Raw genomic sequence first — 15,858 nt, forward strand, 5'->3', positions numbered from 1 at the left:
CAGTGATTTGATGCAAACGGACCTCTCCGTTTGGGGCATGTATCAGCATGCCGATATCGTGGTAAAGGTGGTCATGATTGGCCTGTTGTTGGCCTCCGTAGTGACCTGGGCGATATTCTTTGGCAAATATGCCGAACTCAGTGCCGCGAAGCGCCGCCTGAAGCGCGAGCAGCTGGCGCTGGGCGAAGCGCGCAGTCTGAATGACGCCGCCCGCATTGCCCAGTCGTTTACCAATCACAGTCACAGCGTCGTACTGCTGAACGATGCGCAGAATGAATTGACGCTGTCGGCGGGTGTGGAAGATACCAACGGCATTAAAGATCGCACCAGCTTCCGCCTGGAGCGCCGCGTTGCTGCGTTCAGCCGCCACGCCGGACGCGGAAATGGCTTCCTCGCGACCATTGGTTCTGTCGCGCCCTTTATCGGTCTGTTTGGCACCGTCTGGGGCATCATGAACAGCTTTATCGGTATCGCCAAAACCCAGACCACCAATCTCGCGGTGGTGGCACCGGGTATCGCCGAAGCGCTGCTGGCGACCGCGATTGGCCTGGTCGCGGCGATCCCGGCGGTGGTGATCTACAACGTCTTTGCCCGCATGATCGCCAACTACAAAGCCTCGCTGGGTGATGTCGCTGCGCAGGTGATGCTGCTGCAGAGCCGTGACATCGACCTGGGTACCGTGGCCACTGAGGTTCCGCGTCCTGCAGCGGCTCAGAAACTGCGCTTAGGGTAAGTTCTTATGGCAATGCGATTAAACGACGATCTGCAAACCGATGGTGAAATGCATGAGATTAACGTGACGCCGTTTATCGACGTCATGCTGGTACTGCTGATCATCTTTATGGTGGCCGCGCCACTGGCCACGGTCGACGTGCGCGTCAATCTGCCCGCCTCAACCAGCGCGCCGCAGCCGCGTCCGGAAAAACCGGTTTACCTGTCGATCAAAGCAGATAAGCAGCTTTACGTCGGTAACGACGCGGTGACGCCGGACTCACTGGTGAATGTGCTGACCAGCCAGACCCAGGGCAATAAAGAGACCACCATTTTCTTCCAGGCCGACAAGTCGGTCGATTATGAAACGCTGATGAGCGTGATGGATAAGCTGCGCACGGCGGGCTACCTGAAAATTGGTCTGATGGGTACGGAAACCGTGAAGAAATAGCGGGTTATCCGGCACGACAAAGAGGCGACTGAGGCAGTCGCCTTTTTTTATGGCCCTCTGCTGACCAGATGATATCTGGCTGATCCGCCGTGACACCGATCACTTATGCTGGCTGGTCTGTATTGTTAATTTGTTGTTACTTATGTACATAGAATTGTAAAGTGCAATGGTGAGCCAGGTCACATTATTCTCGCGGCAGGCAGGCTAAAACGGCTAAAAAACAACAGGAAGCCGTTATGAGTCACGCCCCGTCTTTACAAAAGCCCCCGAAAAGCGCCGCCCGAACCATCTTCAACGTCACCAGTGGTAACTTCCTGGAGATGTACGATTTCATGGTCTTTGGCTACTACGCCACGGCCATTGCTAAAACCTTCTTCCCCGGCGATGACCCGTTCGCTTCCCTGATGCTGACCCTGATGACCTTTGGCGCAGGCTTTCTGATGCGCCCACTGGGGGCGATTATTCTGGGCGCGTACATCGACCATCATGGTCGCCGCAAAGGCCTGCTGCTGACGCTGGGTCTTATGGCGATTGGCACCCTGACTATCGCGCTGGTGCCGGGTTACGCCACGCTGGGCGCTGCGGCGCCGATTCTGATCCTGCTGGGACGCCTGCTGCAGGGCTTCTCCGCGGGCGTTGAGCTGGGGGGCGTGTCGGTCTACCTGGCCGAAGTGGCGCCGAAAGGGCGCAAAGGCTTTTTCGTCAGCTGGCAGTCGGGCAGTCAGCAGATTGCGGTGATCTTCGCCGCCCTGCTGGGTCTGATGCTGAACCATCTGCTGGCGAAAGAGGCGGTGACGGAGTGGGGCTGGCGTATCCCGTTTGTGGTGGGCTGTCTGATTGTGCCGTTCCTGTTTTATATCCGCCGCACGCTGGAAGAGACCGAAGCGTTCAGCAAACGCAAGCATCATCCGCGCATGACGGAGATCATGCGCTCGGTCGCCAGCAACTGGGCGCTGGTGCTGGCGGGGATGCTGATGGTGGTCACTACCACGGTGATGTTCTACATGATCACCGCTTTTACCCCGACCTTTGGCAAAACCGTGCTGATGATGAGTGATAAGCAGGCGTTCATGGTGACGCTCTGCGTCGGCATCTCCAATCTCTTCTGGCTGCCGCTGATGGGCGCGCTGTCGGACCGCATCGGGCGTCGTCCGCTGCTGATCGCCTGTACCCTGCTGATGATTGTCACCACCTGGCCGGTGCTGCACTGGCTGGTCGGCTCAGCCAGCTTCGCCCATCTGCTGGAAGCAGAGCTGTGGCTGTCGTTTCTCTATGCCAGCTACAACGGGGCGATGGTGGTCTATCTGGCAGAGATCATGCCTGCTGAGGTGCGCGCGGCCGGTTTCTCCATGGCATACAGCCTGGCGACGGCGCTGTTTGGCGGCTTTACCCCTGCCATCTCCAGCTACCTGATCCACGCCACCGGCGACAAGGCGATGCCGGGCGTCTGGCTGACCTTTGCGGCCATCTGCGGGCTGATCGGCACCCTGCTGATTGGCCGGATGGTGAAGCAGTATCAGCTGCGCCACAGCGGTACGCCGGTCAGCGCCTCGCTCTAAAAGGCTAAATCGACCACCACGCTGTCGCTGTAGTTTCCGGCGGGCGGCGTGGCCTGCGTCGTCAGGATGCGCGCGGTGTAGTTAAAGCCGCGCGTCAGTCCATCCGCAGAGACTGCGGTCGAGGTCGTGCTGCTCCAGCGCTCCGTCCCTGAGGGTCCCCAGCGATTGCTGGTCGTGCCTTTGTAGATCTCATAGCTCAGACGATTCGTTCCGCTCGCCATATTCCTCACGCTGCTCACCGGATAGCTGCCGTTACTCAGTCCGACCGTATAGGTGCTGCCCTTGCTGCACAGCACATTGATGGTCTGCGACACCGCAGAGAAGCTGCCGACCAGCGGCGCGCTGCCGAAGCTGATGTTGGGCGAGGTAATGGTGGTGCAGTCATTGGTGAGCGTAGCGGTCACGGTTATCGGGATCACGCCACTGCCGTTCTGTTCGCTTAAGCAGACGTTTCCCACGCTGACACTGGTACAGACGCGATACGTCACGGCCATGTTCAGCGTCACCTGGTAGGTGCCGGCGGCCACCACCTGACCGGGAACGGTGCGCAGGTAAACCGGGATAGCGAAGTTGAGGCTGCCCAGTAACCCCGCCAGATTGACCAGCGTCTGTGACCCATAGACGTAGGCCGCGCCGCCAATCGTCAGTTCACTGGCGCAGGCGCTGTCGGTGCAGAGCCGCACCGGCACATTATCGCTGCCGGTGTCACCGCTGCGTTTCAGGGTGCCGCGCGTGCCGCTGACATTCGTCGCGCCGGTCAGCTGAAACGTAATCTGGTTATTACCCAGCAGCGAGAGCGCGCTGCCCGAGCCACAGTTGACGTTGGCGTTGGTGGTGGTGGCGTTCACGGTGGTATTCGCCACAAATGTCGTGAGGGAGCCGAAGCTGGCGGTGGAGGCGGGAAGGGTACAGGCTGCATAACCCAGCGACGGCAGACAGAGCAGCAGGCCCGCAGGGATCAGCCATTTCAGCAGAATTTTTATCATGGTCGCGCTCCGGAAGAGAAAGTATCAGCGGGCGTGGCGGCGCTGCCCGCGGCCGGTGCAGGCAGCGGACAGGTCAGCGGGCCATAGGTTTTCAGCGCCTGCGGCTGACCGCTGGCGATGTGCAGTTCGGTTTCACAGCGGCGGCCGTCGGGCGTGACCACCGCGATCGGATTGCTGACCGTCAGCGCCTCCATCCAGACAATCCCATCCCAGCCCACATACTCCGTGGGATGATCGGGCCGCACGACCTGGCTTGAAACCGGCAGTGGCTGACCCTGCGCATCGACCAGAATCACGCTGGCCGATCGCAGCTTCTCCACCGGGAAGTTAAGCAGATAGCCACTCTGACGCCGGACGGCAACGCGCTGCTCAACCTGCGGCGTGGTCATATCGGCGGGCAGATCCAGGGTGTCGATATCATATTTAGCCGGGTAGTAGCTGCTGATGGTAGGCACCAGCAGATAGCCCTGCTGGTTGGTTCGTCCCATCGACTGATTCTCGTAGCGGACGTTGACGTCGGGGTAGCGGGTTTTCACCAGCACAAAGGCGTCGTTGATGGCGTTGGCGGCAAAGACGCTGTTGTCCATCAGTACCAGCGCGCCGGAGAGATCGGCCCACTGCGTGAGGTTGTCGTCGTCGCCATAAAAGCCTCCCGAGGCGTCAACCTGGTTGTTGCGGTAGCGCAGGCTGCCCTGACGGTAATCGCCGCTGTCACCGCTCTGATTCGCCCAGGAGGCATCCCAGGCGAATCCGCCGTCGCTGGGCATGGCGCGTGAGGCGTAGACGCGCTGGCTGTTGCGGCCGCGCCGGTCGCGTTCGGTGCTGATTGCGGCACTGCCCTGTTCGCCAAAGGGGATCACCAGCGAGATCGCGCCGGTCCAGCTCTTCTCCTGCTGATCGCGGCTGGCGGAGACGTAGAGGCTGCTGTTGCCCCACAGGTTTTTACTCCAGGAGAGATTCCACAGGCGGGTGCGGTCGCCCTGACCGTCGGTAATATCGATAAAGGCGGCGCCGACGCTGCCAAAACGGTTCAGTGAGACGCTGGCGCTGTACTGCGCACTGCGGCGCGACAGCGCGAAGCGGCTATCTGCCTGACTTCCTGCACGGCTGCCGACCAGCGCCAGGTTGCCAAAGTCGCGGCTGCGCCGGGTCTGCTGCGTGCCGAAATTGAACCAGCGGTTGTTGTACTGATAGCCCCAGCTGTATTGCCCGCCGCGCTCGCCATCCAGCTGACTCTGCGCCACCGCGCCGTTTACCACCCCCCAGCTGCCGACGCGCAGCTGGCCGCCCAGCCCGCCCATTGCCAGGTTTTCGCTGCCCTCGGCCTGGCTCTCCAGCGTCAGCCAGTCGGTCATGCCATAACGATACGCGCCGCTGGCGGCGGCCTGTCCGTAATCGAAATTTTTAATACCGTAGTTCTCGCGGATCGCCCCGGCGGAAAAGGCGTAATCCGACAGTCCCGCTTTCAGCAGGTTACTGGAGACGTAAAAGGGCATGGTCGTGGTGACGCGTCGGCCTGTTGCATCGGTGGTGGTGATCACTGCATCACCCGCGCCGTTGACGAACGGGACATTGGTCAGCGACCAGGGGCCAGGCTGCACGTTCGCCTGGCTGGAGCGATAGCCATTAATAAACAGATCCACGGTGGAGGGGACGGCGGCCTGGCCGGAAAAGGCGGGCAGCGGGTAGGTGACCAGATCGGGCCGGATGCTGAAGTCGCGACCGATGCGGATGCCGCCGAGCCGCACGCTGCTGCCCCAGGCGAGCGAGTCGCTGACCAGATCCCCGACCCGCCAGCTCACCGCCGCATTTTCATCTTCGTTGCTCCACCAGGTGTCGTAGCGGATGTAGCCATCATCCTGATAAGAGGAACTGCCTTCCAGCTGCTGCTGCCAGACGCCGTTGCTGGAGAGGTGTCCGGCCTCCCCGAACAGCCGCAGCTCATTCCAGGCGGAGAGGCGGGTGCCGCTGTTGTCGGTGCGGCTGGCGTAAAGATCGTAGTTAAGCAGCGCGCCGCTGCTGGTCCGTCCCGGATAGCGCGGCCCGTTTTTCGCCTCGCCAATCACCTGGCCGGGCAGCCACTCTGGTGGCACGGTCAGCAGCAGCCGCTGCCGCGCAGCATCATAATCCACCCTGACCAGAGGCAGGCTGCTGACATCGACCTGCGGCTGCTGGCCCAGCTTTTCCCGCGGCAGACCGGCACGCTGCAGATCGCCGCTGCGCAGCCAGAAGTGACCGTCGCGCTGCTCTGCCGGTACGATATTGCCCTCTGCCTGCTGATTCACCACCAGCTCCAGCATATATTGCTGGCCACTGTCGCGGGACTGCAGGCTCGGCGGCGGTGGCAGGGAGGAGTAAGTCTCCGCCAGCACGCTATCCGGCGAGCAGGCGTAGCAGAGGCTGGCAACCGCCAGCGCACAGGGATGAAGCGGGTAGCGTCTCATTCAGCACTTACTTCTGAGCCGCGCTGCGCCACGGGCGCTTGTTGACCTCAGCGCTCAGCTCGCCGCTGACCGGGGAGGTGAGCGGCCAGCGATGCATGCTGTCCGCCAGCACATAGCCATACAATCCTTCCCCCAGCCGGCGACCGCCAATCGTGACATTGCTCAGCCGGGCGTGGCCGCTGCCGCTGTTAGTCAGCTGAAGCCAGCGCTTGCCGCCGTCGCTGACCTGCTGCCAGCGCAACTCCGGCCGGGCGCTGTCGGTGTTCAGCCCGGTGCCATAAACAAACAACGGCACGGAATAGCGCATCTGAAACGTCAGCCCGGCCTGATTCTCACCGGGATTGCGCGGCGCCGGGATCTCATCCAGCACCACCCGATAGGCCAGCTCTTTACCGGCCGCAGGCGGCGTCTGTTTAATCAGCCTGACCAGCTGCTTCTGGCCCGGCTCCATCCGCACCATCGGCGGGCTGGCTACCACCTGCTGCTGAGTCTGATACTGCTCCTGGCCGCTGACCTGCTGCCAGCTGAAGACGCGGATCTGCATCAGCGTGGTGCTGTTACCGCGATTTTCCAGCCAGAGTTCACTGGCTTTCTCGTCAGGATTAATGGCGGGATCGATGGGCCAGATCATCACCGAGTTAGCGGCGAAGGCCGGAGAGAGCAGGGTGGGGCTCAGCAGCAGCAGAGCGCACAGTGACTTCATGATCATATCCTTGTTTTTTATCGCCTCACCAGCTCAGGGTGACGGTCAGCGTGTCGGTATAAACGCCGGCGCGCGCGGTGCCGGGGAGTTGCAGCTGGCCATAGATCGGCAGCGTAATGTTACCGGCATTGCTGTAGCTCAGCGGCACGGCCTGGTTGATCGGGATCACCGTGGTGCGGCTGGCATTGCTAAAGAGCGTATAGGGAACGGTATTGCTGAAATTGGGCAGCTTCAGGTTGCGGGTGGTGGTGTAGTTGTTGCCCTGATTGATGCTCATGCTCAGCGTGGTGCCGGGTGTGCAGGCGAGATTGATGGTCGTGCTCTGCAGAAAGCTGGCGTTGACGGTCGCTGTCGCCACGCCAGACTGCGTGCCGAAATTGAGCGTGCCGAAAACGCCGGTATTGGTACCGGATATCACGCAGCCTGCCACAATCGATGCGGAGACCTGAAAGGTGCTGGTGGGCAGCCCCCAGGCGCTGACGCTCCCTGTCAGCAGAGGCAAAGCACGTGCGATCATCAGGCAGGATCGCCAGAGAACCACCCTCATTGACCTGCGGCTGCAGTTAATAATTCACGGCGACGTTAATGGTATCGGTGTAGGTTCCGGCCGGAATCAGCGGGTTAAAGCCGCCGCCGACCACCCGGCCATAGATGGCGTAGTTGGTGCCCAGCGTCGGATCGTTGGTGCCGCTGGCGGCAATCGGCGTATTGTTGGCGATCGCGGTAGTGAAGGAGGCATCGCTGTAGAGGGTATAGGCGATGCCCTGCGCATTGTCCGATCCCAGCAGCAAATAGCGCGGTGACGCAGAGGCGGTGCCATAGATAGTCGCTGGCGCCGCGTTGCTGCTGGTCACCACCACGTTATAGTCCTGACCGGTGGTGCAGCGCACGTAGATGCCGTTACCGGCGGCGCCCACCAGGGTGGCGTTCAGCGTATCAAAGGTGGCGGCGCTGCTACCAAAGTTCAGCGTACCGAAGTTAACACCTGCCGTGGCGGACTGACCGTTGACCAGGCAACCGGTGGTCAGCGTGAGGGTGGCATTGATGGTCCCGGAGGTGGTTGCCGCCTGGGTTAAGGTCGGAAGTGACAGCGTTAATCCCGCAGCAGCACACAGAAAAAGCTTGAGTTTCATAATATTTCCTTACGGATTATCAGGAGTCAGTGCTTTTTCACCTGGTATTAATTAACGATTTGGCCCAAAAATAAGAAATAAATAAAGCAGTGCCCGCAACGGGGCTGTCTTAAGAAAAATCTTAGACTTAAGGGTGCTGATTTATATCAGTTTTACTTACTATAGAACAGTTAACGCGTCTGGCGAAGTGCTCCTGATTATTTTTCACTAATCTAATGGTCACTTCAGCCGATAACCCAGTAATAGCAAGGTGTGTAAGCGTAACGGGAAAGCAGAAATCCCTGTTTTTTTCCTCGCGTACAGGCTTTCCGCTTCGGTAATATGTTGCTGTATCAATCAGACATAATAACGATTAACCGGCTCGCTTAGCGGATGCGGGAACAGGATGCTGCGCATCGTTCTCCTGCGCTGGCGGGCGGGTTTTGCCGGAAATAATCCCTGGCGAAATACCGGCATTAAATAACTTTCACCCCCGCGGGGGTTTTCAGATGACTTATCAGACTTTACACAGCACCCGTTCAGCACGGGTGGTGAGGAGTGGCACATGCTGCATATCACCTGGGATAACGTCCTGATCGGCATTTCGCTGATCGTGGCGTTTGTTGCCTCTTTTACAGCCCTGGATACCGCCGGACGGGTGGCGGTCTCCCAGGGTTGGCCTGCCCGATTCTGGCTGCTGGTCGGCGGCACCGCCATGGGAATTGGCATCTGGGCCATGCACTTTATCGGCATGCTGGCGATGATGATGCCGATGACGATGCGCTATGACGTACCGCTGACGGCAGGCTCGCTGCTGGTGGCGATTCTGGCCGCCATGCTGGCTTTCGGACAGACGGTGGGAGGCGTACATCTCACCCGTTTCCGGCTGCTGCGCGGCAGTCTGATCCTGGGCGCGGGGGTGGTGGTCATGCACTATCTCGGCATGTCTGCGCTGCTGATTGAACCGGGACCTGACTGGAATCCTCTGCTGGTCGCCCTCTCTGTGCTGATCGCCTTTGTGGCCTCTGCGCTGGCGTTGTGGCTGGCGTTTCATCTGCGCCAGGGGGAGCAGCATCTGCTGCTGATGCGCAGTCTGGCTTCCCTGGTGATGGGGATCGCCATCGCCGGTATGCACTACGTGGGCATGGCCGCCGCACGGTTCAGCCCGAGCAGCACCATGCAGCCGCATGGCCTCAGCAATCCGGGGCTGGCGGTATGGGTAACGCTGATTACCCTGCTTATTCTGAGCGTCACGCTGCTGAGTTCCATGCTGGATGCTCAGCTGCGCGCGGCACGGCTGGCGGCGCGGCTCAATCGCGCCAACCAGGAGCTGCGCCAGCTGGCGATGCACGATAACCTGACCGCGCTGCCGAACCGGGTCATGCTGGAGCAGCAGCTCGATCTGGCGATTAAGCAGGCGATGCTGCAGGAGAGCCGCTTTGCCGTGTTCTATATGGATCTGGATGGCTTCAAAGCGGTGAATGACACCTGGGGACATCACGTCGGTGACCGCCTGCTGGTCGCAGTCGCGGAGCGGCTGCGCAGCCAGCTCACGACCACGATGCTGCTGGTGCGTCTGGGCGGCGATGAGTTTGTGCTGATGGCAGAGGCGCTGGATATCACGCCGGCCCGTCAGCTGGCGCAAAAGCTGGTTAAGGTGATCAGCACCCCCTTTGAACTTGACCGCTATGTGCTGCACGTATCACTCAGCGCCGGCATTGCAATCTTTCCGCTGCACGGGCGAAACCGGCATGAGCTGCTGTTCAATGCGGATGCGGCGATGTATCACACCAAACACAACGGGCGCAATGGCTGGTGTCTGTTTGAACCGGCGATGAGCGATGCGACCCAGCATCAGCTGGAGCTGGCGAACGATCTGTGGGAGGCGATAGAGCGCCAGCAGATGCGCCTGTTCTATCAGCCCAAATTCAGTTCCGGCGGCACCCTGTTACTGGGATTCGAGGCGCTGCTGCGCTGGCAGCATCCGCTGCGCGGGTTACTGACGCCGGAGCTGTTTCTGCCGCGCGCCGAAAAGACCGGCCAGATCGTCGCGCTTGGCAACTGGGTGATCGAGGAGACCTGCCGCCAGCTGAGAAGCTGGCACAATCAGGGCCACAGTGACTGGACGGTGTCGGTGAACCTCTCCGCCCTGCAGTTTCATCAGCGCGATCTGCTCACCACGCTGACCCGGACGCTGGCGCACTTCCAGTTGCCAGCCAGCGCGCTGATGCTGGAGATCACCGAAACGATAGCCATGCGTGACCCGCTGTTCAGCCAGCAGCGCATCCGCGAACTGCAGCAGGCGGGTATCAGCGTCGCCATTGATAATTTTGGCATCGGCTATGCCAACCTGCTGCATCTCAAAGATCTGGATGCCTGCGAACTCAAAATCGACCGCAGCTTTATCAACTGCCTGCGGCCCGGCAGTGAAGATGCAACGGTGGTCAGCGCCATGCTGACGCTGGCGCAGAGTCTCAACCTGCGGATGGTGGCGGAAGGGGTGGAAACCGAAGAGCAGCAGCATTTACTCACCAGCTTAGGCTTTGATGCCCTGCAGGGGTATCTGCTGGGTAAACCGACCCCGGCGGATCGGGTTGACGCGTTCCGTTTCGCCTCACGGCGGCAGCCGGTGGCGTCACTCTCCGGCTGAGTGTCACGATAGTTTTCAGCAATCAGAGTAAGTGAAAGCACGCAGCCTGCGCGGCTCATTAACCGCCGGGCGGTGCCGATAACAAAAAGAACCCTCTCCTCTGTCCAACCACAAGCACGGCTTTTCGCGGGAATGCACTATGTTAGTGACCTCATACGACTCTTTTATTGTTATCGTCTCGATTCTGGTCGCGATGCTGGCTTCGTTTACCGCGCTGGATATGGCAGGGCGGGTGGTGCATTCGACCGGCAAAGTCGCGCTGGTCTGGCTGTTCGGCGGCGGCTTTTCCATGGGGATCGGCATCTGGGCGATGCACTTTATCGGCATGCTGTCGATGAACATGGATATGGTGATGAGCTACAACGCCTCACTGACCGCGCTCTCTGCCGCCATCGCGGTGTGTGCGTCGATATTTGCGCTGTGGCTGGTCTGCCATAGCGATCTGCCCTGGCCGCGGCTGGCGGGCGGCGCGCTGATCCTCGGCAGCGGCGTGGTGGCGATGCACTACACCGGCATGGCGGCCCTGATGTTCTCGCCCGGTATCGTCTGGCAGTGGGGCTGGGTAGGACTGTCGGTAGTCATCGCCCTGGCGGCTTCTGGCGCGGCGCTGTGGCTCGCCTTTAACCTGCGCGAGGGGCAGACCAGCCGGGTCACGCTGCTGCGGATTGGCGCCGCAGTGGTGATGGGGTTTGCCATTGCAGGCATGCACTACACCGGCATGATGGCCGCCGAGTTTCCCGCGCACAGTCATTCGGTGGGGCAGGGCGTCAACAGCAACTGGCTGGCGATTCTGGTCACCGTAGTCACCCTCTCTATCCTGGGAATTACCCTGCTGGTCTCCATGCTGGATGCGCGGATGCAGGCGCGCACCTCGATTCTCGCCAGCTCTCTGGCGGAGGCGAATCGCGAGCTGGCCCAGCTGGCGCTGCACGATAACCTGACACGGCTGCCAAACCGCATCCTGCTGGAAGATCGGCTGGAGCAGGCGATCAACAAAGCGAACCGTGAACAGACGCAGTTCGCCCTGATGTTTATGGATCTGGATGGCTTCAAGGCGGTTAACGACGCCTTTGGTCACCATATTGGTGACAGTCTGCTGGTTGGCGTAACCGAGAGAATGAGTCAGCAGATGACCGGCTACTACACGCTGGCGCGGCTTGGCGGCGATGAGTTCGTGCTGCTGGTGGAGATTGACGATCCCAATGATGCCGCGGCCGTCGCCGATAAGCTGGTCAAAGCGGTGGATCGTCCGTTTGATATCTCCCGCTATGAACTGGTGGTTTCCCTGAGTCTCGGAATTGCCGTCTATCCCGGCGACGGAGTGGATGAGCGGGAGCTGATGTTCAATGCGGATGCGGCGATGTACCACACCAAAAATAATGGCCGCAACGGCTATACCTTCTTTCAGCCCTCCATGAATATTCAGGCACAGAGTCAGCTACAGCTGAATAACGATCTCTGGCAGGCGCTGGATAATGATGAGCTGCGCCTCTTCTACCAGCCAAAATTCTGCGCCCCGCGTGGTCCGATCCTCGGTTTTGAGGCGCTGCTGCGCTGGCAGCATCCGCAGCACGGCCTGCTGTCGCCCGATAAATTCCTGCCGATGGCGGAAAAGACCGGGATGATTGTCAATATCGGCAACTGGGTGATTCAGGAAGCCTGCCGCCAGCTGCGCCAGTGGCATCTGCAGGGGCACCCGCACTGGTCGGTGGCGGTTAACCTCTCGGCGTTGCAGTTTGAGCAGTCGAATCTGGTGGAGACGGTGGTTGAGGCGCTGGCAAAACATCAGATTCCGGCCGAGCTGCTGACCCTGGAGGTGACAGAAACCACCGCGATGCGCGACCCCGATGAGAGCGTGCGTATCCTGACCGAGCTGACCCGGCTGGGCGTGAAAGCCTCGATTGATGATTTCGGCACCGGCTACTCGAGCCTGCTCTATCTGAAGCGATTACCGGCCAGCGAACTGAAGATCGACCGGGCCTTTGTGAACGAGCTGCAGCATCAGAAAGAGGATGCCACCATCGTGTCGGCCATCGTGGCGCTGGCGCAGTCGCTGCAACTCAAAGTGGTGGCTGAAGGGGTAGAGACCGCCGAACAGCAGGCGTTTCTGACCAGCCTGGGCTGCAATACGCTGCAGGGCTATCTGCTGGGTAAGCCGGTTCCGCCGGAGCGGGTGCCGGAGCTGACCGACTTTGTCGCGGCAGAAATTGAAGAAACGGTGGCCAGCACGGGCCTGATTGCGGATGTCGATCGGCCGCTGACGCCAGAGGTGGCAGCGGTCTGACGCGCGGCGCGTCGGTGCTGAAAAAGCGTCCCGTGCGCGTTGCGTCAGTGCAATGGGGCTGTATAAGCGGTTCATGCCGCCTGTCATTGGCCGCCGCGCGTGGTAAAGTCACGCGGTCAGACAAGGAGAGATGAGCCGTGGCGAAATACCAGCGATTGATGGATGAGATTCAGCAGCAGATAGAGGCCGGCATCTGGCTGCCGGGCACACGCTTACCCTCGTTGCGCCAGCAGGTGGCGCAGCAGGGCGTCAGCCTGATGACGGTGCTGCACGCCTATGAGCTGCTGGAGAGCCAGGGCTGGATCGTCTCCCGTCCCCAGTCGGGATACTACGTCGCGCCCCGCGCGCTGGCACCCGCGCCCATGAGCGTGTCGATCAGCGAGCAGGTGGATATCAACGACTTTGTGTTTGATGTGCTGCAGGCAACGCGCGATCCGGCGATAGTGCCGTTTGGCTCCGCCTTTCCCGACCCCGCGCTGTTTCCGCAGCGTCAGCTGATGCGCTCGCTGGCGAATGTCTCCCATCACCTCACGCCAACCGATGCGCTGCATAACCTGCCGCCCGGTAACGCCACGCTGCGACAGCTGCTGGCACAACGCTATGCGCGTCAGGGCATCACGCTGTCACCGGATGAAATTGTCATCACCAGCGGGGCGCTGGAGGCGCTGAATCTCAGCCTGCAATCCCTTACCGAGCCGGGCGATTACGTGGTGATTGAGCATCCCGGTTTTTATGGCGCGCTGCAGGCGATTGAGCGGCTCAAGCTGAAAGCGCTGGCGATCCCGGTGGATGCAAAACAGGGCATCGATCTTGTCCAGCTGGAGGAGGCGCTGCAGCGCTGGCCGGTAAAAGCCTGCTGGCTGATGACCACCCTGCAGAACCCGCTCAGCGTCACCCTGACCCCGGAACGCAAACAGCAACTGGTGGCGCTGCTGGCGCGCTATCAGGTGCCGATGATTGAAGATGATGTCTATGCCGAACTCTGGACAGGCGATGTCGCGCCGCTGCCGGCCAAAGCCTGGGATCGTCAGGGCAACGTGCTGCACTGTGGGTCATTTTCAAAATCGCTGGTGGCGGGATTTCGCGTTGGCTGGGTGGCGGCGGGACAGCATGCGCAGCGCATTCAGCGGCTGCAACTGATGAGCACGCTCTCGACCAGCGCGCCCATGCAGCTGGCGCTGGCGGATTTTCTGGCGACACGGCGTTATGACACCCACCTGAAGCGCCTGCGGCAGATCCTGGCGAAGCGACAGCAGATGGTGCGCCAGGCGCTCCTGAAGGTGCTGCCACCCCAGGCCACACTCAGCGAGGCGCTCGGCGGTTATTTTCTCTGGGTGACGCTGCCGGAGCGGATCAATACCACCCGGCTTTATCAGCGCGCGCTGGCACAGGGGATCAGTATTGCACCGGGACAGTTATTTTCGGCAGGCGAGCAGTTCAGTCACTGCTTCAGGCTGAATACCGCCTGGCCGTGGGACAGCCGGGCCGAGGCGGCAATCGAAACGCTGGGTCGGTTAATGGCGGAAAGCGGGGCAGATTAAACCCGCGCCGCTTCCTGATGGCCCCAGGTCAGGTAGTAGACATCATAAAAATCGACTTCGCCTTTTTGCGACAGCAGACGCTGGATGCCGCTCTTCACCCGTTCCGGCGTCTCAGGCAGCGACAGAATCCGCGAAACGGCCTGCTCGCGCACCGGCTGAACGTAATACCATTCACCGTTGTAGCAGACGCGCAGATCGAGTGCGTCGATATCCTCAAAGCGATATTTCGGGTTGATGTCCATCAGCATCAGCAGGCTCATCACCAGGACAAAGATGGTCGCAAACCAGAAGGCGGGCCAGCCGAGCATCTCGGTAGTGAAAATCAGCGCAACGCACAGGCCATAGCACAGGTACATCACCGCCCAGAGGCCGGGATGGTTTTTCAGAAACGAGAGGCTGAAGCGCGGCAAATTGTCGCGACGTTCTTCGCGGTTAAGCGTGGCGATCTCGTCAATCAGGATTTGTTTAATAGCGTCCATTGGTTACCTCTCTGTGATCTGCTAGCGATTAGAACAGATAACAGTCAAGGATATCAGAAACAGATCTGTGCGATTTTTATATAACAGTTGAACCGTGACCAGAGTCCTGCTCCGGGCGGCCTGACATTTTGCAACATTTTACCGCAGTCAGAACCGCTTCCCGTGGTGGTGCAGGGCGGGTAACACCCTGTAGTTAACGCCGCATTTGGCTTTAGTCAGCAATATCAGTCAATTATCTCAATTCTGTCGCCTGGCGCACATTGCATTATGGCGCAGGTTTGCCACACTGATAAAAAAGCGGAGAACCTGCATGCGTACCCCATCCTCCAGTCTGTTATTGATGATGTCTTTTGCCGCTGGCACCTTTTCGGCCGGGGCGTCTGACAATCCTCAGCACCTGATGCTCGCCATTCCGTCGGGCGGCGTGCCGAATAACCCGTTACCTCTGATTATCTGGCCACGCGTGGTGCCGGAAGAGGAGGAGATCGCCGCATGGTTTGAGAAAACCTTCGAAGAAAACGGCTGGCCACCCGCCTGGCGCTATCCGATTTTTCCTTACACCCACTACCACCCCAACACCCATGAGCTGCTGGGTGTGGCTGAAGGCTGGGCGGAAGTGCTGTTTGGCGGTGACAGTGGCCGGATGGTGACGCTGCGCGCCGGCGATGCGGTGCTGATCCCGGCAGGCGTCGGCCACCGGCAGGTCAGCGCCAGTGAAGACTTTATGGTTGTTGGAGCCTATCCGCGTGGCATGTCGCCCGAGACACTGCGCGATGAGCCAGCGAAACTGAAAATGGCGCAGGAGCAGGTGAAAAAAGTGCCTCTGCCGACCCAGGATCCCTTCACCGGTAAAGAGGGCGCACTGACAGAAATCTGGCAGCCGATTGCCGCCATGCAGCCGCAGCCATAAGGGAAGGTGCTTCAGACACGCTGCTGAA

13 protein-coding genes are annotated in these 15,858 nt (G+C 60.3%); 7 read left to right on the forward strand and 6 right to left on the reverse strand.

Features of this window, described 5'->3' with window-relative positions; genetic code table 11:
- Positions 1 to 10 precede the first annotated feature (10 nt).
- From exbB to tcuC, 3 genes are all read left to right on the forward strand, one after another.
- On the forward strand, positions 11 to 733 hold the full coding sequence (gene exbB / locus AC1V0D_RS16435; RefSeq protein ID WP_482907769.1) for a tol-pal system-associated acyl-CoA thioesterase: 723 nt from the start codon (positions 11 to 13) through the stop codon (positions 731 to 733).
- Positions 734 to 739: 6 nt separating this feature from the next.
- On the forward strand, positions 740 to 1,162 hold the full coding sequence (exbD, locus tag AC1V0D_RS16440; RefSeq protein WP_482907770.1) for a TonB system transport protein ExbD: 423 nt from the start codon (positions 740 to 742) through the stop codon (positions 1,160 to 1,162).
- Between the two features lie 236 nt (positions 1,163 to 1,398).
- Entirely contained in the window at positions 1,399 to 2,721 is a 1,323-nt protein-coding gene (gene tcuC / locus AC1V0D_RS16445) for an MFS transporter (RefSeq protein WP_140924933.1), read from the forward strand.
- Here the strand turns inward: tcuC and AC1V0D_RS16450 are convergent.
- The 5 genes from AC1V0D_RS16450 to AC1V0D_RS16470 are packed head-to-tail and all read right to left on the reverse strand — an operon-like array spanning position 2,718 to position 7,987.
- Positions 2,718 to 3,707, reverse strand: coding sequence for a Csu type fimbrial protein (locus AC1V0D_RS16450; protein WP_154929154.1), 990 nt, complete (start codon positions 3,705 to 3,707; stop codon positions 2,718 to 2,720). The genes tcuC and AC1V0D_RS16450 overlap by 4 nt on opposite strands.
- Positions 3,704 to 6,151 (reverse strand): fimbria/pilus outer membrane usher protein, encoded by a 2,448-nt coding sequence (locus AC1V0D_RS16455; RefSeq protein ID WP_482907771.1) that lies wholly within the window; start codon positions 6,149 to 6,151, stop codon positions 3,704 to 3,706. The genes AC1V0D_RS16450 and AC1V0D_RS16455 overlap by 4 nt, the downstream gene beginning before the upstream one ends.
- 7 nt (positions 6,152 to 6,158) lie before the next feature.
- Positions 6,159 to 6,854, reverse strand: coding sequence for a fimbrial biogenesis chaperone (locus AC1V0D_RS16460; protein WP_046102552.1), 696 nt, complete (start codon positions 6,852 to 6,854; stop codon positions 6,159 to 6,161).
- Positions 6,855 to 6,879: 25 nt separating this feature from the next.
- On the reverse strand, positions 6,880 to 7,371 hold the full coding sequence (locus tag AC1V0D_RS16465; protein ID WP_325973880.1) for a Csu type fimbrial protein: 492 nt from the start codon (positions 7,369 to 7,371) through the stop codon (positions 6,880 to 6,882).
- Positions 7,372 to 7,417: 46 nt separating this feature from the next.
- On the reverse strand, positions 7,418 to 7,987 hold the full coding sequence (locus AC1V0D_RS16470; protein WP_009087237.1) for a Csu type fimbrial protein: 570 nt from the start codon (positions 7,985 to 7,987) through the stop codon (positions 7,418 to 7,420).
- Positions 7,988 to 8,531: 544 nt separating this feature from the next.
- Between AC1V0D_RS16470 and AC1V0D_RS16475 the strand changes: the two genes are divergently transcribed.
- The 3 genes from AC1V0D_RS16475 to AC1V0D_RS16485 all read left to right on the forward strand — a co-directional run bounded on the left by AC1V0D_RS16475 (position 8,532) and on the right by AC1V0D_RS16485 (position 14,441).
- On the forward strand, positions 8,532 to 10,616 hold the full coding sequence (locus tag AC1V0D_RS16475; RefSeq protein WP_058956421.1) for a putative bifunctional diguanylate cyclase/phosphodiesterase: 2,085 nt from the start codon (positions 8,532 to 8,534) through the stop codon (positions 10,614 to 10,616).
- Positions 10,617 to 10,755: 139 nt separating this feature from the next.
- Positions 10,756 to 12,900, forward strand: a complete 2,145-nt coding sequence (locus AC1V0D_RS16480) for a putative bifunctional diguanylate cyclase/phosphodiesterase (RefSeq protein ID WP_482907772.1) — start codon at positions 10,756 to 10,758, stop codon at positions 12,898 to 12,900.
- A 137-nt stretch (positions 12,901 to 13,037) separates the two neighbouring features.
- Positions 13,038 to 14,441 carry an aminotransferase-like domain-containing protein gene (locus tag AC1V0D_RS16485; RefSeq protein WP_482907773.1) on the forward strand — a complete coding sequence of 468 codons (1,404 nt, stop codon included), beginning with the start codon at positions 13,038 to 13,040 and terminating at the stop codon, positions 14,439 to 14,441.
- Here AC1V0D_RS16485 and AC1V0D_RS16490 read toward each other — a convergent pair.
- Positions 14,438 to 14,920 (reverse strand): YlaC family protein, encoded by a 483-nt coding sequence (locus tag AC1V0D_RS16490; RefSeq protein ID WP_009087228.1) that lies wholly within the window; start codon positions 14,918 to 14,920, stop codon positions 14,438 to 14,440. The genes AC1V0D_RS16485 and AC1V0D_RS16490 overlap by 4 nt on opposite strands.
- Before the next feature lie 310 nt (positions 14,921 to 15,230).
- On the opposite strand from AC1V0D_RS16490, the gene AC1V0D_RS16495 reads away from it, so the two are divergent.
- Entirely contained in the window at positions 15,231 to 15,830 is a 600-nt protein-coding gene (locus AC1V0D_RS16495) for a cupin domain-containing protein (RefSeq protein WP_009087226.1), read from the forward strand.
- The last annotated feature ends 28 nt before the right edge of the window (positions 15,831 to 15,858 follow it).

The organism is Pantoea sp. PA1, from assembly GCF_056856975.1.

Coding starts and splice junctions, on each gene's coding strand:
- AC1V0D_RS16470 (WP_009087237.1), bottom strand. CDS start 7,987: ATGAAACTCAAGCTTTTTCTGTGTGCTGCTGCGGGATTAACGCTGTCA.
- tcuC (WP_140924933.1), top strand. CDS start 1,399: ATGAGTCACGCCCCGTCTTTACAAAAGCCCCCGAAAAGCGCCGCCCGA.
- AC1V0D_RS16475 (WP_058956421.1), top strand. CDS start 8,532: ATGCTGCATATCACCTGGGATAACGTCCTGATCGGCATTTCGCTGATC.
- AC1V0D_RS16450 (WP_154929154.1), bottom strand. CDS start 3,707: ATGATAAAAATTCTGCTGAAATGGCTGATCCCTGCGGGCCTGCTGCTC.
- exbB (WP_482907769.1), top strand. CDS start 11: ATGCAAACGGACCTCTCCGTTTGGGGCATGTATCAGCATGCCGATATC.
- AC1V0D_RS16460 (WP_046102552.1), bottom strand. CDS start 6,854: ATGAAGTCACTGTGCGCTCTGCTGCTGCTGAGCCCCACCCTGCTCTCT.
- AC1V0D_RS16465 (WP_325973880.1), bottom strand. CDS start 7,371: ATGATCGCACGTGCTTTGCCTCTGCTGACAGGGAGCGTCAGCGCCTGG.
- exbD (WP_482907770.1), top strand. CDS start 740: ATGGCAATGCGATTAAACGACGATCTGCAAACCGATGGTGAAATGCAT.
- AC1V0D_RS16455 (WP_482907771.1), bottom strand. CDS start 6,151: ATGAGACGCTACCCGCTTCATCCCTGTGCGCTGGCGGTTGCCAGCCTC.
- AC1V0D_RS16495 (WP_009087226.1), top strand. CDS start 15,231: ATGCGTACCCCATCCTCCAGTCTGTTATTGATGATGTCTTTTGCCGCT.
- AC1V0D_RS16490 (WP_009087228.1), bottom strand. CDS start 14,920: ATGGACGCTATTAAACAAATCCTGATTGACGAGATCGCCACGCTTAAC.
- AC1V0D_RS16480 (WP_482907772.1), top strand. CDS start 10,756: ATGTTAGTGACCTCATACGACTCTTTTATTGTTATCGTCTCGATTCTG.